Here is a 21831-nt window from a genome sequence, read left to right as displayed (position 1 = left end):
CTGTTATCGTTCTAGACGAAACGTGCCGAATACCCTGGATATCATAAAGCCGGCTGCGGCGCCGAGGGGAATAAAGAGGATCAGCCCCCACCAGGCATATATTGAAAAGCACACCACTGCCGAACAGATCACCGCAAAAGGGATCAGCAGGATGGGTACTGCTCGGGAGCCCGCTTCAGCTTTTTGCTCCTTGGTAAATGGCAATATCCCGATGTAATCATCCCCAATAAACAAGGACCAGAAGGAAAACAGCCAGTAGGCCATTAGGGAGGTCAATACAACAAAAACCAGCCACTTCAGCAGTGGAGGAACAATGAAGATCGCTACAGCAGCCACGCCGGTAAACTGCAGATACAGCTTCAAATGCGCAGGATTGCGCACGAGCGCTTTGATTGCAGCGGCTGACAGCCTGCTCTCCGGGAGCTTGGAGGACAACAGCGGCTCCGATTTACGGAATATCCACGGCTTATAGCGTGTCGGCCGCGGCTTATCAAGGACACCACGCAGCAATAATCCGGCAATCTTCATCCGTTGCTTGTAGTCTTCACGAACATCATTCATGAAGGTTCCACGCATGCGTAATCTGTACTGAATGGCAAATAATGCAGCCCCCGCAAACAGAACTCCGGTAATCCATAGAAGCACCGGGTAAGTACTCCAGAACAGAACTACTCTAAAATAAATCCCGCAGGGCAGTGCTATGGCCGGAATTTGCCACAGCCAGCGGCGCCAGCTCTGGCGCTGCACCCTTACGATATGTCCAAGCAGCTTAATGCACCAGCTGCAGGCTATGGTCAGAAACAGCAGTGCCAGGGCCGCCTCCGCAGTCAATCCGTAGCCCCGGATCAGGAAGGGCAGCAGAAGCACAAAGGCCGCAGTAATCTTGAGCGTTGTCACCGCGAGACTATACACAATTCCCCGCAGCATAATCGTCTTGATCCAGCTCTGCCGCTGCCTGAGAAACAGCAGATCTCCTTCCTGGAGGAGCAGCAGCATTCCCCCTGTGCTTAGTAGAATGACCAGCAATAAGGGGATGACCATAAACGGTAAAAACGTGCTCCATGAAGGAAGTGCCTCGTTCCAGAACCCGTAATATAACCGGCCTCCGAAAAGTCCCCCGGGGATAATGACATAGAGAAGAACCGTCCAGTCTGCCGCGGTGCGGATAATGGCGGATTGCTCCCGCCAATGGGAGATCAATCTACGGCCGAACAGCCGTGCGGATGTAGGAAATGCAAATGATGCCCGCTTACTCATGTCAACTCGTCGAAGCAGTCAAACAGCGACGCCTCCGGCAATCCGGCATAAGCGCGGATGCCCTCCAAAGTTCCGGAAGCGGCAACCTTGCCCCCGGAGATAAGCACGAAATGATCACATATTTTCTCAGCGGTATCCAGTACATGTGTCGACATCAATACGCCTGCCCCACGCTGCCGCTCCGCCTCAAGCAGCCGCAGGAAATCCTTGGTGGCCCGGGGATCCAGTCCGATAAAGGGCTCGTCCACAATGTAGATGTCCGGCTGTACCAGAAATCCGAGCATCAGCATCATTTTTTGCTTCATCCCCTTGGAGAACCCCGCCGGAAGATCATTGCGCACAGGTTCCATGCCGAACTGCTTCAGGAGCCGCTCCGCCGTTTCCTCAAATTGCTTATATTCCAGCCCGTAAGCGGCACCCGCCAAATCCAGATGCTCCCACAGCGTCAGATCCTCATAGAATACCGGTTGCTCCGGCACATAGGCATATGATTTATTGGAACCACCCAGCGTAACCTTTGCCTTGGCGTGCTTCAGAAGACCGAGGAGCGTCTTGATCGTCGTACTTTTGCCTGCGCCATTGGGTCCGATCAGTCCCAGCAGCTGTCCGCGCCGCACCTGAAACGAGATATTGGCTATGCGCGGATCACCCGCTTCATAACCTGCTTCCTCAATGGATACGTCGAGTACAATGTCTCCATTCTCCATAATCTCCGCAGTCTCCGGCTCCCGCCCTGCTTCTGTCTCTTCCATACTGCTCCATCTCCTAAATATCAATTGGTGCCTGACTTAGCTTGATCTATGTATAAGGTTTCATGATCTCCTGCCGTACCTGCTTTACAGCCTGGGCCAGTTCGGGAAGAGATCCTTTTGTGGACAGCCGGAAGTAGAGCGCCGCAAGGAAGTTTTTGACGTTGGAGATGATCTTATGCTTCTTATACGATTGCTCTGACTTCTCCCAAAGGGTGAAGCTGTTCAGCCAGTTGCTGATTAATACGGGATCAAGTTCCTCATGTTCCAAAATCATTATGACTGCTGTTGTCAGTCTATCATCTTCCATGTTGGTATACACCCTATCTTTAATGCACACAGCTCCACGGATAGCCTCCAGCAATGCGATCAAATCATCCTGAGCGAGATTCCTCTTGGAAATTTCTCCCACAGCATCGGCAGCGTGAGCTATGGAATGGGCCCAGCCCTTGCCTTCCATATAGCCCCGATAATCCCTTTCAAAGCGGAGGAAGCGGATAAGACTATCCTTAATCCCGTTAACTTCCACCGGGGTCAGATAAGGTCGAGCTTCATCGGCCAGTAATAGTAATGGAATCAGCAGCACAGAGAAAGAACGCGTAAACACTGAATCGGTGTGGCTTTCCCCTATCTTATAAAACATATGCCTGTCATCACACACCCAGTTTAACAGTTGCCGAAGCTCACTTCCTGAAAAACAGTCCTGTAATATCCAGTGTGAAAAGGTGAAGTATATCAACTCGTCCCGCAATTCATCATCTACTGTGCCTATATTCTCCAGCATTTTTACTGCTGTCCGCATATAATCATAGTCTTCAGAGACAGCGTAATCTCTTCTTTTTAGATTGACCAATTCTTCCTTTAACTGCATGGGATACCCGCTTTCTTTTATTATTCATTATACGAATAATTAACTCTTGGAGTCTATTGTATATAAAACGGTAACAGACCCTCCCATTCAGGGAAAGTCTGTTCAAAAAAGTCTGCGTTATATGTACGATACCTCCGCAATTGCTTCCTGACTCTTCGCAGCCGCCAAACCGACCATCGTCAGCAGCGCAAGCAGATGGAGCCAATCCCCTACATTAGATATGAGCTGCGCTGTTATCAGAAGTACAAAAGGCCTGTTGGTTGTCAGCTTCCCCTCTTTTGCCACGTGTTTTTGATTTCCGTCCATCTCCCGGTCACTCCCCTGTCTCATCGACATCTCTTAGAATCATATTAAAATAGACGGAGTCCCCCTTCATCGGTCCGGAGGCGTAATCAGCGCCTCTGCCAGAGGCTGAACTTTTCTTCGGTACAGGGAAGGAGCAGGAGAAGAAGGACTTTATTTTATCACCATAAAATATTGTTTGATTTTTAATAATTAAAAGTTGCTCATTGTGACAAATCACATGTTCTTCTCCCATTGTTTGACGTATTGTAAAGCTATAATAGGTTCGCCGCACAGGTGACCCTTTCATTTCAGACATTGGATTCCAAACCGTGCGACGAGTTCACACGATTAAAGATAAAGGGTGGAGAAGCATGATACAATCCTATGAACGCGATACTCAATTAACACTGCATTTGTACCGGGTGTTTGCCAAGTCCTTCAAGAGCATCAACGAGCATGCCGTTACCGGCAGCAAGATCGAAGGTTTCAACCCTACGGCTTTCGCCGTTATGGAAGTTCTTTATTATAAAGGACCTCAACCCATTCAACAGATTGGCGCCAAGCTGCTGCTTCAGAGCGGTAACGTTACGTATGTAATCGACAAGCTGGAGGAACGCGGATATTTGCAGCGCAAGCCTTGCCCGACTGACCGCCGCGTGATATTCGCGGAGTTAACCGTAGAAGGCGAACGCCTGATGAACGAGATGTATCCGAAATACTCGGAGCGCATTCACCTTGCCTTTAGCGGACTAAGCGATGACGAGAAGGAGCAGATGATTATTTTGCTGAAAAAGATGGGCCTGCAAGCCGAGAAGCTCTCTCCTCTGCCCCGCAAATAAGATTAACGTTCCAAACTGCCAAATAGTACCACCTTATGAAAAGGCTATCCCTTAACCATTGAATGGTCGGGGACAGCCTTGTTTGTTTTTTAATTGTTAACCCTTTCCAGAGCAAGTTTTCCCTGTTCCTCCGAAGAAGGCACACTACTGCGCAGTCCCCAGGAGATCAGCAGTGACAACACCGCAATGACCGCCATCATGATAAAGAGTGAATGCAGTCCACCCTCCAGTGACCTGCGCAAGCTTTCCCCTACATTCCCCTGGAGACTGCTTCCAGCCTGCGGGCTCAGGAGCTTATTGATATCTTCACCTCTCACTCCGGACTCAGGCTGATTCGTCAGCAATCTATCAATATTAAAATTCAGCCATGAGCCAAATATGGCGACCCCGATGGTCTGTCCCAAGGATCGTGTGAACGTATTCAGTGCCGTGGATGCACCGCGTAGCTCATGACCCACAGAGGACTGGGCTATAATGGTAAATACTGTGGAAGCATATCCGAAGCCAATTCCGCAGATGAACATAAGCAAAAGCAGAAAAAGCTGTGAAGAACCCGCTGACATAAAAACAAGGCCAACGGCCCCGGTGGATATCATAGCCAGACCGAGCATAGCTGTTCTACGGGAGCCTGATCGCAGAATCATACGACCGCCCGCCATCGAGCCGAACATCCAGCCCACAGACATAGGTGCAAGAAGCAATCCGGAAAGCGCAGCACTTTTACCCGATACCCCTTGTACCCACAAGGGAACATATGTAGAGAGTCCGATAATTAATGTGCTTACAAGCAGGTTGGAACCTGTAGAAACGGCAATGTTACGGATAGAGAACAATCCAAGCGGCAGCATGGGTTCCGGTGCCCGAAGCTCCACCAGCAGAAACACTGCCAGCAGCAGCACTGCAGCAGCCAGGATAGCCAACAGCAGCGGGGATGTCCAAGGCAGATTCTGTCCCCCTGTAGTCAGTCCAAAGAGTAGCGCCCCCATGCCTGCAGCGAAGAACAGCACTCCTGCGACATCTATTTTAGTTTTGCGGCGCACCTTTTCTTCCTTCAGGAAGCGGGCAATGAATACAATGGACAGGAGACCAAACGGAACATTAAATACGAACACCCAACGCCAGCTTAGATAATCCACCACATAACCGCCCAGAAGCGGCCCCACCAGTGAAGAAATCCCCCAGACGGAGCTTAACAGCCCCTGAGTCTTGGCCCGCTCTTTAATACTGTAAATATCACCGATAATTGTAAACGTCATTGGAATCAGCGCACCTGCACCAAGCCCTTGAACTATGCGAAAAATAATCAGCTGCTCCATACTCTGCGAAAGGCCGCACAGCAATGATCCCAGCAAAAACACCACAACACCGCCGATAAATACGGGCTTGCGCCCAAAGAGGTCACTGATTTTGCCGAAAATGGGCGTCGTAACAGCCATCGCCAGCAAATAAGCTGTGAAAATCCAGCTAAGCCACTGCATCCCCTGAAAATCACCCACGATCGCCGGACCAGCAGGACCCGTAACCGTTCCTTCAATAGCGGCCAAAAAGGTAGCCAACAGCACCCCAATCAAAATAAGCTTGCGTTCTGTTCCCCCAGGTGACTTCAATGCTACAAATCCTCTCTCATACGATTAATTAATCCCCGTACCGATCCGTCCGCAGCAGTCCATACAGGATCACATCCTGAAAGCCAGACGCGGTATGGCGGTACTGCCGGAGTATTCCCTCCTGCCGAAATCCAAGGGAAGTGAACAGCCTTTCAGCCCGCGAATTATCCGGGTGGCACAAAACCTCTATCCGGTTCAGCCCCATTATCCCGAAACCATAATCCAGCAGCAGCTTCAGAGCTTCCCTCATATATCCCCTGCCCCAAAAGGCAGGCAGCAGTTCACAGCCGAGCTCCCCCCGATACGCTCCCTGCAGCTGCCAGGTGTTATATCCGCAGCTGCCGATGACTTCCCCACCGGGCAGCACAATACTCCAGCGCAGACTCTCTTCTTGCAGAGCCATATGCGATAGCCGGGAGATCAGTTCACGGGTCTCAACTACAGAAGACAGAGGCGGAGCGCCCAGCCAGACAGAAACCAGCGGATGAGACCAGCAAGTATAGAGTGCTTCTGCATCTTCTGTTGCTATAGCCCGCAGCTCCATCCTATGTCCGGTCAATACAGGTACTCTTCCATTGCACCAATACAATATACTCGCCCCTCTCAACCCATTAATTATACATTATTTTATAAAACTTACTTAATGAAACTACTATTTTCTATGATGTGACAAAAAACAGCGTCTGCCATCAGGAGCATCAATGCCCCGTTACAGACGCTGTTATTATTTTGGAATACATCACTTTGAGGCTCCCGCCGCTTTGAACGGTCTTAGCACTTCACCGCTGAGCACCTGAAGTTTAGCTTGGACGCCCTTTAACTCCTCAATTCCAGTACCGGTAATACTGTACGCATCTCCGTGGGCAGTTAAGAAATTATGCTGTGTGAGTCGCTCCAGTTCCTGCTTCACCTCCCGTTCCGCTACCCGGTATCCCAGGTTCTCCAATTCCGGCTGCATCTCTGTTACCGTCAGGTTCTTCTCATGGGCAATATAAAGCATGTGAATTCCTATGAACAGGTTCTGTACATCAGCGCGCATGTGTCACTCCTTCCGGCTGTGGGCCTTCGTTATTTATTTTATCATTACCCTTCGTCGTAAATCTGGAAACACTACCCTAAATCTATATCTCGATGGCAACAGAATAAATTCCTATAATATGACAATCCGTTGTTAATGCTTGACGTACCTTGTCAGCTGTACTATGTTTTAACTTACAGTTATCATACTGACTCAAGGTACAGAAAGGTGATGCTTCATGTTCCAGGCTATGCCTTATGATGGTACACGCAGCGAGCGATTTGAGGCTGTTCTAGCCCAGCTCGGGGCACTTATTCAAAACGAACCCAGCTCCATAGCCAATTTGGCTAATGCTTCAGCACTGCTCAAGCACTCTATGCCGGATACAAATTGGGCCGGTTTCTATTTATATGACGGCAAGGAGCTTGTCCTGGGACCCTTTCAGGGACTTCCCGCCTGTATTCGTATCCCGTTAAACCGTGGTGTATGCGGAACAGCTGCATCTGAACGCCGCACTCTTGTAGTAGGAGACGTGCATGCTTTTCCGGGACATATCGCTTGCGATGCTGCATCGAATAGTGAAATAGTGATCCCGCTGGTCAAAGAGGGCCGTTTGTTAGGTGTTCTTGATATCGACAGTCCCCTCAAACACCGTTTCGATGATGAAGAGCGCCGTTTCCTGGAGCGTTTTGCAGCTATAATATCAGAAGTCATATAATAGGTGTCAGATATAGGACTACATGAAAAGAACGGCTGTACCTCCGAAACAAGAGGCGCAGCCGTTCTTTATATTGAGTATTGCGGACGCAACAATTTCTGATTAGAGCCTAACCGGACTGATCTTCCAGATCTCTGAAGCATACCGGCTAATCGTATTATCGCTTGAGAATTTACCGGAGTGGCCAATGTTAATAATCGATTTCTTGAGCCATTCCTTCTGGTTGCGATAAGCGCGGTCAATCTCGATATGCGTTTCGACATAGCTGGCGAAATCTTTCAGCACGAAGAACTCATCGTTATTATCCAGCAGAGAATGGAAAATTTGATTGAACTCCTGGGTATGACAACAGATCGGACCCGGCATCACCAGCTGATCCAGCACTTCCTTCACCCGGCTGTCACCATTATAAATATCGCGGGCATAATATCCGCCATACTGATAGTAATCCATTACCTGCTCGGCGCGAAGTCCGAACAAAAACATATTGTTATTGCCAACCATATCATGCATTTCCACGTTAGCTCCATCCATCGTTCCAATGGTCAGAGCCCCGTTCATCATAAACTTCATATTCCCTGTACCGGAAGCTTCTTTGCTTGCGGTTGAAATCTGTTCGCTGACATCGGCAGCGGGAATAATCTTCTCTGCCAGAGATACCGAGTAGTTCTCCAGAAAGAATATACGTACCTTTCCTTTCACATCCGGATCATTGTTAACTACATGGGCAACGGTATTAATCAGCTTGATCGTCCGTTTAGCCAAGTGATAGCTTGGTGCCGCCTTGGCGCCGAAAATGAACGTGCGCGGTACCATATCCATGGACGGATTAGCTTTGATCTGGTTGTAAAGATGCAAAATATGAAGAATATTAAGCAGCTGGCGCTTGTAACCGTGAAGTCTCTTCACATGCACATCAAAAATGGAATCAGGATTAACCTTTTCACCGTGCTTGCTGCTGATATACTCCGCCAGCCGCAGTTTGTTCTGGCGTTTAATACCCGCGACCTTTTCCTGAAAGGAAGAATCCTCACAGTATTTGATCAGGCCGATCATTTCCTGCGGATGAGTGATCCAGCGCGTACCAATGGCCTCGTTAATCAGGCCGGTAAGCGAGGGATTCGCATGCAGCAGCCAGCGCCGATGGGTGATTCCATTGGTCTTGTTATTGAACCGGTGCGGATACAGCTCATTGAACAGCTTCATCTCACGCTTTTGCAGGATTTCGGTATGGAGTGCTGCCACGCCATTAACACTGTAGCTGCCTACAATAGCCAAATGAGCCATTCTGACCTGATCCCCGTAAATAATCGCCATCTGCGAAATCCGGTCCTGGTCTCCCGGGTAACGTTCCATCAGCTTACGGCAGAAGCGTGCGTTAATCTCCTCGATAATAAGATGAATACGCGGCAGAAGCTCCTTGACCATCGACACCGGCCATTTCTCCAGCGCTTCACTTAGAATCGTATGGTTCGTGTAAGAAACCATTCGTGTCGTTAAGCCCCACGCCTCATCCCAGCTCATTCCTTTGTGATCCATAAGAATCCGCATCAGCTCCGGAATGACCAGTGTTGGATGTGTATCATTAATATGAAAAGCGACTTTATCAGGAAGGGTGTTATAAGGAAGTCCCAGCTTATCAAAGGTGCGCAGTATACTTTGCAGACCGGCACTACACAAGAAATACTGCTGCTTCAGGCGTAAAAGCTTGCCCTCGTACTGGGAATCATCCGGGTACAGGAACTCGGAAATGGATTCCACCGAACGTTTATACTCCAGAAATTTATGATAGTCAGCCCCGCCCCGGGAGCCGAACATCCTGGCGGGCTCCGTAATGGACTCCGCACTCCAATTGCGCAGCGTATTGACATGTCTCCGGTCAGCGCCGATAACAGGCACATCATAAGGCACTGCACGAATGGCCTCGTAGTCCTTGTGTTCAAATACTAGCCGCCCATTTTCCTCATAACTGTCCACATGTCCCCAGAACCTTACTTCCACCTGCTTGTCTTCACGGCGCACTTCCCATACATTATCTTTTTGCAGCCAATAATCGGGCAGTTCCACCTGATACCCGTCAACGATTTTCTGCTCGAAAAGACCGTATTTATAACGTATGCCGCAGCCATGCCCTGCATATTGCAAGGAAGCCAGCGAATCCAGGAAGCATGCTGCCAGCCGACCCAGACCGCCGTTGCCAAGCCCTGCATCCGCTTCTTCTTCCTCAACATCCCTCAGACTAAAGCCCAGTTCAGCCAAGCCTTCGCGCACGACCTCCAGCACGCCCATGTTCAACAGATTATTGCCGAGAAGCCTGCCGATCAGAAACTCCATTGAAAAATAGTATACCTGCTTATCCTTATCGGCCTTGTACTTCTGATTGGTATCCGCCCAGTTTTTGCCGGCATTCTCGCGGATCATGTTGCCCAAAATATTATAGATATCGGCATTCGAAGCTTCTTCGAGCGGTTTGCCCAATGTTCCGATGAGTCTCTCGCGGAATACTTGTTTGAAAGTTTCTTTATCGTTAAACAACAGCAGGTTCCTCCTCACACATGCTTTTTAAATTTTACTGCTCTTGGCGATGACGAACGGCCGCCTTTGATCCCCGACGAGTATCCGGTCCTTGCTCAGCTGTACGTCTTTATCCATAATGACATTTTCAATCACGGCATTCTCTTCAATTACGCACTTTTGCATGATGACAGAATTAACGATCCTTGCACCCTTGCGCACTTGTACCCCGCGAAAAATAACGCTGTTCTCCACCTTTCCTGCGATGATACAACCGTTCGCGATAAGCGAATTGCTGACATCCGCACTTTCCAGATAACGGGTGGGCGCTTCGTATTTAATTTTGGTCTGAACCGGATAGTCTCTAAACAAACTGAAGTAATTATCCGGCTCCAGCAATTCCAGACTATTCTTGTAATAGCTTTCCAATGAGTTAATAACGGCATGATAGCCTTTGTACTCATATCCGGCAATTTTCAAATTGTGGCGGCTTTTCTGGATCGCGTCCCGGAAAAAGAAACTTTCCCCATGGGCGATGCTGTATTTAACCTTCTCCAGAAACTGCGACTTCTCCATAATAAACATATCCAGATACAGGTTATGGTGATCCTTCTCATGGTGAATACTGGTAACGTTATTATCTTCATCAACCTCGACACGCTGACACAGTTCATGCTCAGGCTGAAGCTGATCGACCTTCTTGTAAACTACGGTTACATCTGCACCCTTCTCCAAGTGATAACGGTACAGATCCTCGATATCAATCGTATTGATATGCTGAGTGCCGGAGAACACGATATATTTGGCAGCTGCGCGTTTGAAAAAATCCAGATTGTTATGAAAATGCTGCAAATCGCCCAGTGAAGTATCCGTTGGATCATTCCAGTCCGGCGGCAGGATGAAGAGCCCTCCGTGTTTGCGATTCATATCCCATGATTTCCCGTCACCCAAATGGTCCATCAGTGAACGGTATTTACGGCGAACAAACAGACCAACACTCTCCAGATCAGCACGCATCATATTAGAAAGAACAAAGTCAATCAGCCGATAACGGCTTGCAAAGGGAACGGCCGCACCGGAGCGAAAATAGGTAAGTTCATTTAAATTATCCAATTCATGGTCCAAATTGATAACACCCATGAGTTGCTTCATTGGAATCCACCGTCCTCTAATCGTTATATGGTTTTGGCTGCGACTGTTTTTCGTTTCAAGCTTTTTTTGTCAATCAGCAGAATTTCATCTTCATTCTCCCGCTCATTGCCAATATCCATATAATCCTCGATTACCGTATTTTCGCTGATGATCGCTCTGTGAATCCGTACATTCTTGCCAATCTTGACTTTAGGCATAATTACGGAGTCTGTAATCACACTGCCTTCGCCCACTTCCACACCGTAAAAAAGGACGGAATGTTTGACCTCGCCGTGCACGACGCAGCCTTCGTTAACAATGCAGCTGGACACCTTTGCTCCTGGTGCAACATATTGGGCAGGCTGATTGGGATTTCGTGTGTATATCCGCCAGGAGGGATCATTCAGGTTAAGCGGCGGATTGTCGCACAGCAGATCCATATTCGCTTCCCACAAACTATTCACTGTACCCACATCTCTCCAATATCCTTCGAATGGATAGGCGTAAAGGGAATTGTTACTTTCCAGCATTACAGGAATAATATCTTTACCAAAATCATGGGACGATAAGGCATTCTCCCCGTCTTCCAGCAGATACTTTCTCAAGACATCCCATTTGAAAATATATACGCCCATAGAGGCCAAAGTACTCTTCGGCTTCGAGGGTTTCTCATCGAATTCGTAAATCTTCAGATCCTCATCGGTATTTAATATGCCAAAGCGGCTTGCTTCCTCCAAAGGAACGTCTATAACAGAGATTGTGCAGTCGGCATTTCTTTCCTTGTGATATTGAAGCATAGCGTTGTAATCCATTTTGTAAATATGGTCACCCGAGAGAATAAGGACATGCTCAGGATCAAATTGATCGACAAATTTAAGATTCCGGTAAATTGCATCCGCAGTCCCCCGGTACCAGCTACTCCCGTTCTCGCGTTCATGCGGCGGCAATACGAAAACGCCACCATTTTTACGGCTTAAGTCCCAATCACTGCCTACTCCAATATAAGAATGAAGTACCAGAGGTTCGTACTGGGTTAGTACACCAACCGTATCAATCCCCGAATTGGAACAGTTGCTTAGAGGGAAATCGATAATCCGGTAGGTCCCTCCAAAATAAACAGCCGGTTTAGCAAGTGATTTGGTCAACGACTTCAACCTTTTCCCCTGGCCTCCCGCCAATAACATGGCCACCATCTCTTTTTTCTTCATGGAAGCGCCTCCTTGACCTTAAATAGTAAAGCGTCTGAAAATAAGTAGAATGATGCAGAAAGAAGTAAAACCTAAAGAAGTGAGCTTAATAAGGAGCTTGGTAAGGTTTACAAACGGGGTAACGTACTGAATAGGGATAGGTCACCAGACTCAGAGAGGGCTCTCCAAACCCAGGGTGTTATCCTTATTGTAATATGTTCGCTGGCCGCCGTCAAAACCCTTTATCATAGTTAAACAAACTGCTATATTTCTATTCCGGTTCTCATTAATCCTATTAACTTCTTATATTATGATTAACCAATATGATTAACCGTGAAAATTCAGCAAACGTTCAACATGATGTGTAATACTATAGCTATCTACTAATAAAAATGGAGGGATCTGAATGAAAGCCGCTCAAGGTGTTCGACTGCTGCTCGTAGACGATGAACCTCATATTCTACAATTTTTGGAGCTGGGTCTGATCAATGAAGGTTTTGAAGTACAAACGGCGCAGGATGGTTTATCCGCTATAGCTATGTCTGCCGATTTCAAACCGCATGTTGTGATTCTGGATGTCATGATGCCCGGCATGGACGGGTTTGAAGTATGCCGCTATCTCCGGTCAGAAGAGACGGAAATTGCTGTAATTATGCTTACAGCCAAAGATGAGGTAGATGATCGTGTCAAGGGCTTGGCCATTGGCGCTGATGATTATATGGTAAAACCCTTCAGCTTCGAAGAATTGCTGGCGCGGATTCAGGCCCGGCTGCGCAACCAGTTCCCCGGACTGCTCGGCGAGGTACGCTGCGGCCCCTTCCGGATCGACGGCCGGAGAAAAGAGATCCGCCATAAGGATGAGGTTTTGGAACTATCGCCCACTGAGTACGAACTGCTGCAATACCTGGTTATTAATCATGGCCTTGTGCTGAGTAAAGCGATGATTCTCGACAAGGTATGGGGTTATGATTTCGGCGGAGAAGAAAATATTGTGGAAGTGTATATCCGCTCTTTGCGTGAAAAGCTCGGAGACAAGGAACACCGTACCATTCGTACTTTACGCGGGGCCGGGTACCGGGTTGATCTGGTATGATTGCCCGCATTCCCCGCCTGCTTCAGCGCCTGGCAGCTCCGCGTTCACTACGCAAGCAACTGCTGGCCATCTCGCTGCTGATTCTGTCCGGACTGCTTCTATTGATCGGATTGCTCCAATATATCCTCATGCGGGATTTCATCTATAGCAACAGGGCGGAGTCCATGGAAACCCAAATGAGGTCTGTTCCGCGCGATTTGTATTTCAACATTCTGAATTACTCCGAGGATGGCAGAGACAGCGAAGAGGGGCCGGGCGGCATCGCCAGAATCCCAGGCGGTCAGCGCAACGGCGGGGATAGACGACCTCTCCTCCTGGATGCCCATACGACAATTGCCATTTACAGCTCGGATGGCACCTTCAGGGATTTCCAGCAGGAGACACTATCCGATGCGGCTGCCCCCAGACTGACCGATGAGGAATACAAAGAGCTTCTTCTGAATACAACCGATAGAGCAACGGGCAAATACAAGCTCATAACTGCTGAAGACGGGAGCGAGCATTTAGCCGTTTTCATGAACCTCGGGAGACCCGGAAATTCCAAGCTTCTGCTGCAAATGAGCGTAGATACAGGCCCTCTGACGGATGTGATCATGCAGCAACTGCTTATTTTCGCCGCTTTGTCGGTAATTGCTTTACTGGCTGGCCTCTTTATGTATCTGCCTGCACTGCGGAAGACCCTGATTCCTTTATCCAAAATGGGAGAAGCGGCGCAAATCATTGATGCAGGCAATCTGGACATACGCTTTCCCGTGGAACAGGGACAGACTGAGATCGACAAGCTGTCTCATTCTTTTAACGGGATGCTGGAACGACTGGAGATTTCGTTCCACAACGAACGGGAAGCCAAAGAGCAGATGCGCCGTTTCGCAGCCGATGCTTCCCACGAGCTCAGAACTCCGCTCACCTCCATCCACGGCTTTCTGGAGGTTCTGCTGCGGGGAGCCGCCGATAACAAAGAACAGCTGTATAACTCGCTGCACAGTATGCACGGCGAATCAAAGCGCATTAACAAACTTGTAGAGGATCTGCTGCTGCTGGCCCGTATGGACGGAGCTCCACAGTTGCGGGTCAGGAAGCTGCTGCTCGGGGAAGTCATTTCCGAAATGCAGCCCCATCTTCTCGTGTTGTCCGGAAACCGCAAGGTAACCTTCGATATATCATATGACATACGCGGGATGTACGATCCGGATAAGATCAAGCAGGTTATTCTTAATCTGTTTCACAATGCTGTGCAGCATACTGATGCCGAGAAGGGAACCATCCATCTCTCTTTGTACGCCAGTGGCGCATTTGCGGAATTAACGGTACGGGACAACGGCTCCGGCATCTCTACCGAGCATATCCCTCATGTATTCGACCGATTTTACCGCAGCGACTCCTCGCGCACACGTAAATACGGCGGATCGGGCCTTGGCTTATCCATTACGAAGTCTATCGTTGAGGCTCATGACGGAGAGATCAGTGTGACCAGTGAGCCCGGGGAAGGCACGGCGTTCAAGGTGATCCTTCCTTGTGTGGAAGGATTAGCTAAAGAGCTGTAATTAACGTTATAATAGTAAGCGAGTAGGAGCTTTGCTCCGCAAAACTTAGCGTATGCTTTCAAAGCGAGTTTTGCTATGTAGTGGATGCTGAAGGAGCTTTGCTCCGCAAAACTTAGCATATGCTTTCGAAGCGAGTTTTGCTATGTAGTGGATGCTGAAGGAGCTTTGCTCCGCAAAACTTTTAGGAGGTTATGATTATGTATGAAATCGCCGTTATTGGAGCCGGGCCTGCCGGTGCAAGCGCAGCGCTGTTCGCCGCCAAGGCGGGCAAAAAAACGCTGCTGATCGACAATGACAAAGGCATGACCCGTAGAGGATGGTACGAAAACTATTACGGAATCTCTGAAATAGGGGGCCCCGATCTGGTCGAAACCGGACATAAGCAAGCCGTGAAATTTGGCGCAGAACTTGTCTCAGCCCAGGCAGTCAACCTCTCCCGCAGCGGAGAAGGCTTTGTCATTGAAAGTGAGAGTGGCACAGCCTATGAAGCAAAGCACGTCATTCTTGCCACAGGTGTTCTAACCGATCTGGCGGCCAAGGCCGGCGTGGAAACCAAAGACGGCACAGAGCCAAGAATTAAAACCGTAGTAGCCGTGAATGCAGAAGGCAAAACGAATGTCGAAGGCATTTGGGCCGCCGGTACCGTAGCAGGGGTTAGCGTACATGCCATCATTACCGCTGGTGACGGGGCGAAGGTTGCTATTAACATAATCAGCGAGTTGAATGGCGCCCGGTACGTTGATCATGATGTTCTGAAAGCCTAATATTTCTTATAAACCGTAAGAGAGACTGGAGTCTGTCTTACGGTTTTTTTGTCTCCGGGAAATTATAAACGTGGTTCTGAACCTGTGATAGCTGCACTTTGTGCAATTATTCCAGGCGCTGAGAGGCTCTGAGCAGGTTTAACTGCATTTCGTACAGCTAAAACACACGGAAGAGGAATTACAGGTGGTATTTTCAGGAAATAAGTGTATGGAATGCAATTAAGTTATCCTATCGTCTTATTTTTGGGATTTTAGTTGTATAAAGTACACTTAACGCAGATCCGCGTTGAGGAGAGGCAGTGCTTGGGGGTTATGTGTTCCCCTTGCACTTATTTATTCAGATTTACCAACTGCTGCTCTTTTCCCGCCTGCTGTTTTTTACCTCCATAAACCTCCTGGACAATGTAAAGCGGACGTCCCTTCGTCTCATCATAAATCCGGCCGACATATTCACCCAGAATGCCCAGCATGATCAGTACAAAGCCGTTAAAAGTCAGCGTTATGCCTATCATGGATGCCCAGCCCCGCACAGCCGCATCCGTAAAAGTCACCGTATACAGCACGTACAACAGGTACAGAAATCCCGAAACGGACAGCAGCGCACCCAGATATCCGGCCAGCTTCAGCGGTTTATACGAAAAGGAGGTGATGCCATCGAGTGAAAGCTTAATCATGCGCTTTAGCGGATATTTGGTTTCTCCCGCCAATCGTTCATCACGTTCATATTCAAGCGCCTTCTGGCGGAAGCCTACCCAACTGACCAGCCCGCGCACAAAACGGTTTTTCTCCGGCAGACGCTTGAGCTGATCGCAAACCTTGCGGTCAATAAGGCGAAAATCACCCGTATCCACCGGTATGGAGATGTCTGTAGAATAGCGGAGAACCCTGTAGAACATACTTGCTGTCCACTTTTTGAAAAAAGACTCCCCGCGCCGCTTGACGCGCTTGGCATAGACGACCTCGTAGCCTTTTTTCCATTCCTTGATCATGTCCAGAATCAGCTCAGGCGGGTCCTGCAAATCGGCGTCAATAATGACAACTGCATCACCGAGCGCATAATCCATACCGGCAGTAATCGCGATTTGATGGCCGAAATTGCGTGACAGGTCGATCAGCTTTACGCTCTCATCCCAATAGCTGCATTCCTCAATCATTTGCGCACAATTATCCGTACTGCCGTCATTGACGAAAAGAAGCTCGTAAGCCTCACCCGCCACTCCCATCACTTTCTTGATGCGCCGATACGTTTCCTGAATGACTGCCTCTTCGTTAAACATAGGTATAATAATGGAATAGCGCACTTTGGTACTCATGAGCAGCTCCTCCTTGAATTTTTTGTAGTCAAGCGATCCATTATTTCAATGTAACTTCGTACAAGGTGCCGGCGTTGCCGCCTGTGGCTGTTCCCTGCCAATCCGCTGCCTTGATCTCTGTTCCGTTCCCGGTGATCCACGTCGTCAGCTCAGAGTTACCGCCGCGTCCGCCCCCCATCCCTCCAGTGGATACAAGGAAGTATTTCACTTTTCCGCTTTCCACTAGTGCCTTCAGGGTATCGGTTGTATATACCACATCCGATGGATTGAAGCCGTTCAGGATGACAACCGGCGCACCTTCGTCAATGATATAAGGGCCTGCAGTCCCATAGTCCATAGCGGCGAACAGGTATTGTTCACCCGTATTATGTTCCTGGAGATAGGCCAATAAATTCTCGTCAACCCCTGCAGAGCCTTCCTGCCCGGGACCGTCTTGATTGGAATTACCGCCACCGCGGCTGTTGCTGTCAGGACCTGCTGCCGGAGTCATACTGTTCGAGCCATAGATAATGGGTGTAGCCGCCCAGTAAAGAGGTCCAATCAATAGTACAAGCAACCCGGCGATGCCTGCTGCATATACGAATGGTTTCTCTTTGCCTTTTAGGACAACAAGCAGCAGAGTAACAACTACCCCCGCAGCCAGTACGCCAAGGGACCAGCCGCTGCCGATGGTATTGTCATAAGGATGGATTATGTCCCACTGGAAGACCGATGTAACCAGGGTAGCTGCCGGCAGGAGCCAGGAGAGCCAGCCTGAACGTTCACGATAGTGACTCCACAGCTGTGTCCAGCCTGCGCCGGCCAATGCTGCAATCGGCGGAGCCATCATAATCAGATAATATTGGTGGAAGAACCCGGCGATACTGAAGAATCCCATGATCGGCACCAGCCACCCCAGCCAAAACAAAGCTTCTTTGTGCTTTTGCGTAAAATTCTTCCGGCGCAGACTGGCGAACAATCCTATGCTGCCAAATAGTATGAAAGGAAGCAGCCAGCTGGCCTGACCCGACAGTTCAGACTGGAACAGCCGCAGCGGACCTGCGGTTCCTGTATTAAACATTCCGCCGCCACCGCCGTTCATACCGCCGCGGTTGCCTTGGTCTCCATCATCGCCGGACTGCTGTCCGTGCATTCCGCCGTCGTCAGCTCCTGTCTGTACACTGGCGCTTGAAGTGCCGTCCTGCCCTGGTGCCGCTCCGTTCATTGCCGGCATTTCACCACCGTTCCAAGACGGCCTCTCTCCGCTGCCGTTCACCCCCGGCATGCCGCCCCCGCTCCCGCCTGTACTGCGATCTCCGGTTAAACGGGATACTCCGTTGTATCCAAAGGCAAGATTCAATACAGAGTTGGTTCCGCTGCTGCCTATAAAGGGACGTTTACTGGCAGGAATCGAATCCACAATCACCGCCCAGGATAGAGAGACTACGAGCAGTACAGCGGTGCAGGCTGCTACTACACCGGTTTTTTTCTTCCAGTTCACTTTGGCGGCTATGATATAAAAGAAGTAAAAAGCCGGCAAAACCATATACGCCTGAAGCATTTTCTCATTGAATCCCACACCGATCAGCGCGAACGCGGCAAGAAGACTGGCCATTTTATTGCTTTTCGTCCCCTTGAACAGAAACCATGCAGCAAGCAGGAGAGTAAATACGAGCATGGCATCGATGTTGTTCGTGCGGCTGACCGCCGCAGCTACCGGGGTGGAAGCCATGGCCAGCGCGGCTAACAATGCTGCCGTTCTGCCGAAAGTGGGCTTCACCAGCAGGTAAACAAGCAATACCGAGCCGACCCCTCCAAGCACCTGCGGCAGAATTACACTCCAGCCATGAAGTCCGAAGATTAAGGCGCTGAGTGTCTGAATCCAGAATGTCACCGGCGGCTTGTCAACCGTTACCGAACCGGCGGAATCCAGTGAAGCGAAGAAGAAATTATGAAAGCTTTGCAGCATGCTTCCTACTGCGGTTGTGTAGTACGTATTCACATATTGGTCGTTCCAGATTCCATAACCATACAGAAATGCTGCAAGCAACAGAATGACCAGCAAAATGCGATCCGAACCCATTTTTCTGATTAAGCTCATTTCTTTCCACTCCCTATTCTAAAAATCTGTAAATCCGGCGCGTACTATATCCACGATGCAATCTTTCCGTAAATGCATTATTGCACCCTTTCCTTAACACACAATGAATGCCGGCTGAATGTTTGCTGAACATGTACACTGCCGGAGCGAGGCGTGTTATGTTGCAGTACAACGCAAAAAAGCCCCGCAAAAGCGGGACTCATTCTGAATAATTCATTTAATGGTTTGGCGGGAAACCGTGAGGCTATACCGTTCTGCCCATCGCCGCGAGCTTGTTTACCGTGTTCCAGTTACGCGCTGTGATGAGTGTACCCAGTATTTTATCCATCGGAACTTTAAAAAGCGCCGACTGGCTCACGCTGATCTCATACAGAACGTACATTTCTTTGCCGACAAAACGCAGCTTATCCGGTCCGTCCTCGTACGGACGCAGCTTCTCCAGCGCCTCGGCAGAGGGCTCAGCGGCCAAAAAGGAAACATACAGTCTTTTGAAATCCTCTTTTTCCGAAAGATCAAAGGGGTTGCCCGCTATAGTGCTCTCCAGCTCCTCCAAAGACCTGATAATCACAGAAACGTCAAAGCCGAAAGTCTCCTTGATCATCCGCTCAATGGCTCCGCTAAGCCGGGTGCCGGAAGCCTCTTTGCTTTCAAATACGACATTGCCGCTCTGGATATAGGTCCGGACATTATGAAATTCAAGCGACTGGAACATCGCTTTCAAATCCTGCATTTTAATAATCTTGTTGCCGCCGACATTAATGCCGCGCAGCAGCGCAATGTATGTAGTCAAAGGAGACCACCTTCCTTTCATTAGGGTTCAATTAACCTTCAATGCATAGCGAAAATATTCATGGTATAAATTAATAATCACAATAAGTATCGCCAGTGACTCATTGACGGTGCCAACCTCCAGGGCATGATTCGCGTCATCAATTCTATACACTTTCATGTTCGGCAGGCCGTTGATCTCGCGGGAATGCTGCTCCGTGAACAGAGGGTCGCTGCTGCCGTAGATCACAGTGCCTTGACTCTGTTGAATCAAAGGTATCGTCTCAGGCAGTGGAGTTAAAAACAGATGTGACGTCTTCTCCTGTATTCCCAAATCCTCCGCGATTCTCCCTGCAATGACTGTCCCCATGCTTTTGCTGATGAACAGATACTTCTCATATGCGGGGAGCGAAATAATAGCCTCCTTGCTTTCCTCCACAATGATGCTCATGTCCTCACGTTTAAGCTCCACCCTAGCACTCTGATAGCCGTATTCCAGCAGCAGAATATCGCAGTCATACTCCCGGGCCGCTTTAGCAGCATAATCCAGCAGCGACCGTTCCGCCGAATAATTTCTTCCCGGAAAAATAACAGCCAGCACCTTGGAGTCTTGTGTTATATGCTTATGTCTAACCTCACTGCCCCAATGGGAGGCCATGAGAATCTGGTTAACACCCATAGATCCATCTCTCCTTCAGTGTAAGGACTTCTCTCTGTCTATCATTATAGCTATCTATGTAAAGTTTGGAAAATAAAAAGCACGCCTATTGCTGTACTGCTGTCTGCCTTTTGACAACAATCTCCGCACCAATCCATAAACACACGGGAATAACAACCTGAAAGGGAAGGGCGTATACTTTATATATTTGAAAGGCAAAAAACTGCATCTCCATAATATTATTGTAAATAAAATCAGCAAAATAGACCATGATAAGTCCAACCTGAAGTACAACAGAACGGTAACTCTTCAGACTAAACACTTTGGCGATTCCGTTACTGGCTACATACAGACATAAGCTGACCTTGATAAATAAACAGGTCACAAACACAATAGCGGTCGAACCCTCGATTCTCGTAAGAAAATCACCTATGTTAATCCGGCTGACAGCCACATAAGAGGGAAAGTAGAGACTTGATAGGATCTCGGGTCCCAGCACCAGCAAATTGCGCAGAGAGTTTAAAATAATAATGGCTCCGGCAATCAACAGCCCGCTTAACAGCACCCTATAGGCTGATCCCTTAGCCGGAAGAACCCGGAATGCCCCCAGAAATATTACAATTTCAGCAAATGGGAAAGTAAACGCACCTAGCATGTCACCAAGAATAGTTGACCAGTCACTGTCAAGCAGAGGAAACAGGTGTTGATATTGTAACTTGGGTATGGATAAAAGTTGAACGATGAAAAACACCATCAGGGTGAACAGCAGCAGAAATTTAGCACTTCGCCCCAGTACTTCAAGCCCCGCATTAACCACCCAAATACAGAGCAGTCCAATACATAGCATAGTTGCAATCATTGGTGTATCGGTCAAAGCCACGGTTTTGCTGAATTCTCCGAAATTCCGTAGAACAAGCGTTCCCAAATGAAACGCGTACCATATATACAGACAAGAAAGGATCTTCCCCGCTATTCCGCCGAATACGGTAATCAGCATATCATAGAGATCCTTACCCGGAAATAGAACGTGGAGTCGGGCGTACATCAACATAAGAGGCACTGCCAGTCCTATAGCAAGCAGCAGAGAAAACCACCTGCTATTCCCTGTTTGTCCCCCCACTCCCATGAACAGAGTGCTGCCTATAATAAACAAGATAGCAATACTGATGGAATGCCCTGTTGGTATAGTCTCTTTGTTCATGCTTCAATCTCCTTTCGGGCGTGTGAATTTTAGAATAACAGTTTAACCCAGCTTACTATCAACGGTGAGGGACTAGGAATTCTCCATTTCATTCCCAAAGCAAATGCAATGGAGAAGGAAATCAAGCATAAAGCGGAACACACATAGAAATCCCGCTTCATTCCTTGCTTCAGCAGTCCGTATGGATCGGCAAGTACGATAACAGCATAAATAAGCACAATGAGAATAACCAAT

The 21831-nt window shown here is 48.7% G+C and carries 21 protein-coding genes; 5 read left to right on the top strand and 16 right to left on the bottom strand.

Features of this window, described 5'->3' with window-relative positions; translation table 11 throughout:
* Positions 1-3: 3 nt before the first annotated feature.
* From PaeBR_RS02630 to PaeBR_RS02615, 4 genes are all read right to left on the bottom strand, one after another.
* Complete coding sequence (locus PaeBR_RS02630) at positions 4-1257, bottom strand: ABC transporter permease (protein WP_410513369.1); 1254 nt, start codon at positions 1255-1257, stop codon at positions 4-6.
* Positions 1254-2009, bottom strand: coding sequence for an ATP-binding cassette domain-containing protein (locus tag PaeBR_RS02625; RefSeq protein WP_410513368.1), 756 nt, complete (start codon positions 2007-2009; stop codon positions 1254-1256). Before PaeBR_RS02625 ends, PaeBR_RS02630 begins: the two co-directional genes overlap by 4 nt.
* 46 nt (positions 2010-2055) lie before the next feature.
* Positions 2056-2877 (bottom strand): DUF2785 domain-containing protein, encoded by an 822-nt coding sequence (locus tag PaeBR_RS02620; RefSeq protein ID WP_410513367.1) that lies wholly within the window; start codon positions 2875-2877, stop codon positions 2056-2058.
* A gap of 117 nt (positions 2878-2994) precedes the next feature.
* Positions 2995-3183 carry a hypothetical protein gene (locus tag PaeBR_RS02615; RefSeq protein WP_410513366.1) on the bottom strand — a complete coding sequence of 63 codons (189 nt, stop codon included), beginning with the start codon at positions 3181-3183 and terminating at the stop codon, positions 2995-2997.
* A gap of 350 nt (positions 3184-3533) precedes the next feature.
* Between PaeBR_RS02615 and PaeBR_RS02610 the strand changes: the two genes are divergently transcribed.
* Entirely contained in the window at positions 3534-4001 is a 468-nt protein-coding gene (locus PaeBR_RS02610) for a MarR family winged helix-turn-helix transcriptional regulator (RefSeq protein ID WP_410513365.1), read from the top strand.
* A gap of 89 nt (positions 4002-4090) precedes the next feature.
* Here the strand turns inward: PaeBR_RS02610 and PaeBR_RS02605 are convergent, their stop codons facing one another.
* The 3 genes from PaeBR_RS02605 to PaeBR_RS02595 form a co-directional block, all read right to left on the bottom strand.
* Positions 4091-5608, bottom strand: a complete 1518-nt coding sequence (locus tag PaeBR_RS02605) for an MDR family MFS transporter (RefSeq protein ID WP_410513364.1) — start codon at positions 5606-5608, stop codon at positions 4091-4093.
* Between the two features lie 28 nt (positions 5609-5636).
* The gene (locus PaeBR_RS02600; RefSeq protein ID WP_410513363.1) at positions 5637-6197 is read right to left on the bottom strand and encodes a GNAT family N-acetyltransferase; all 561 of its coding nucleotides are present in this window, start codon (positions 6195-6197) and stop codon (positions 5637-5639) included.
* Between the two features lie 150 nt (positions 6198-6347).
* Positions 6348-6647, bottom strand: coding sequence for a hypothetical protein (locus tag PaeBR_RS02595; RefSeq protein ID WP_410513362.1), 300 nt, complete (start codon positions 6645-6647; stop codon positions 6348-6350).
* Between the two features lie 217 nt (positions 6648-6864).
* Between PaeBR_RS02595 and PaeBR_RS02590 the strand changes: the two genes are divergently transcribed.
* Complete coding sequence (locus PaeBR_RS02590) at positions 6865-7344, top strand: GAF domain-containing protein (RefSeq protein WP_410513361.1); 480 nt, start codon at positions 6865-6867, stop codon at positions 7342-7344.
* Between the two features lie 102 nt (positions 7345-7446).
* Here the strand turns inward: PaeBR_RS02590 and PaeBR_RS02585 are convergent, their stop codons facing one another.
* Genes PaeBR_RS02585 through PaeBR_RS02575 form a run of 3 tightly spaced genes read right to left on the bottom strand, consistent with a single transcriptional unit; the run spans position 7447 to position 12197 of the window.
* Positions 7447-9879 (bottom strand): glycogen/starch/alpha-glucan phosphorylase, encoded by a 2433-nt coding sequence (locus tag PaeBR_RS02585; protein WP_410513360.1) that lies wholly within the window; start codon positions 9877-9879, stop codon positions 7447-7449.
* A gap of 27 nt (positions 9880-9906) precedes the next feature.
* Positions 9907-11010, bottom strand: coding sequence for a glucose-1-phosphate adenylyltransferase subunit GlgD (gene glgD, locus PaeBR_RS02580; RefSeq protein WP_410513359.1), 1104 nt, complete (start codon positions 11008-11010; stop codon positions 9907-9909).
* Between the two features lie 23 nt (positions 11011-11033).
* Positions 11034-12197 carry a glucose-1-phosphate adenylyltransferase gene (locus PaeBR_RS02575; RefSeq protein ID WP_410513358.1) on the bottom strand — a complete coding sequence of 388 codons (1164 nt, stop codon included), beginning with the start codon at positions 12195-12197 and terminating at the stop codon, positions 11034-11036.
* Between the two features lie 385 nt (positions 12198-12582).
* Here PaeBR_RS02575 and PaeBR_RS02570 point away from each other — a divergent pair, with 385 nt between their 5' ends.
* From PaeBR_RS02570 to PaeBR_RS02560, 3 genes are all read left to right on the top strand, one after another.
* Positions 12583-13269 carry a response regulator transcription factor gene (locus PaeBR_RS02570; protein WP_410513357.1) on the top strand — a complete coding sequence of 229 codons (687 nt, stop codon included), beginning with the start codon at positions 12583-12585 and terminating at the stop codon, positions 13267-13269.
* Entirely contained in the window at positions 13266-14813 is a 1548-nt protein-coding gene (locus tag PaeBR_RS02565; protein ID WP_410513356.1) for a sensor histidine kinase, read from the top strand. The genes PaeBR_RS02570 and PaeBR_RS02565 overlap by 4 nt, the downstream gene beginning before the upstream one ends.
* A gap of 197 nt (positions 14814-15010) precedes the next feature.
* Complete coding sequence (locus PaeBR_RS02560) at positions 15011-15577, top strand: FAD-dependent oxidoreductase (RefSeq protein WP_410513355.1); 567 nt, start codon at positions 15011-15013, stop codon at positions 15575-15577.
* A 329-nt stretch (positions 15578-15906) separates the two neighbouring features.
* On the opposite strand, the gene PaeBR_RS02555 is transcribed toward PaeBR_RS02560, so the two are convergent.
* From PaeBR_RS02555 to PaeBR_RS02530, 6 genes are all read right to left on the bottom strand, one after another.
* Positions 15907-16890: a glycosyltransferase family 2 protein gene (locus PaeBR_RS02555; RefSeq protein ID WP_410513354.1), complete on the bottom strand. Its 984-nt coding sequence runs from the start codon at positions 16888-16890 to the stop codon at positions 15907-15909.
* Between the two features lie 40 nt (positions 16891-16930).
* Complete coding sequence (locus tag PaeBR_RS02550) at positions 16931-18970, bottom strand: glycosyltransferase family 39 protein (RefSeq protein WP_410513353.1); 2040 nt, start codon at positions 18968-18970, stop codon at positions 16931-16933.
* A 244-nt stretch (positions 18971-19214) separates the two neighbouring features.
* The gene (locus PaeBR_RS02545) at positions 19215-19760 is read right to left on the bottom strand and encodes a DUF1697 domain-containing protein (protein WP_410513352.1); all 546 of its coding nucleotides are present in this window, start codon (positions 19758-19760) and stop codon (positions 19215-19217) included.
* Positions 19761-19787: 27 nt separating this feature from the next.
* Positions 19788-20417, bottom strand: coding sequence for a hypothetical protein (locus tag PaeBR_RS02540; RefSeq protein WP_410513351.1), 630 nt, complete (start codon positions 20415-20417; stop codon positions 19788-19790).
* A gap of 85 nt (positions 20418-20502) precedes the next feature.
* Positions 20503-21597 (bottom strand): GerAB/ArcD/ProY family transporter, encoded by a 1095-nt coding sequence (locus PaeBR_RS02535; RefSeq protein ID WP_410513350.1) that lies wholly within the window; start codon positions 21595-21597, stop codon positions 20503-20505.
* A gap of 29 nt (positions 21598-21626) precedes the next feature.
* The gene (locus PaeBR_RS02530; protein ID WP_410513349.1) at positions 21627-21830 is read right to left on the bottom strand and encodes a hypothetical protein; all 204 of its coding nucleotides are present in this window, start codon (positions 21828-21830) and stop codon (positions 21627-21629) included.
* Between the last annotated feature and the right edge of the window lies 1 nt (position 21831).

It is taken from the genome of Paenibacillus sp. BR2-3, from assembly GCF_046529485.1.
Classification (GTDB): domain Bacteria; phylum Bacillota; class Bacilli; order Paenibacillales; family Paenibacillaceae; genus Paenibacillus_AQ.
This window is presented reverse-complemented; position numbering and strand designations above follow the sequence as displayed.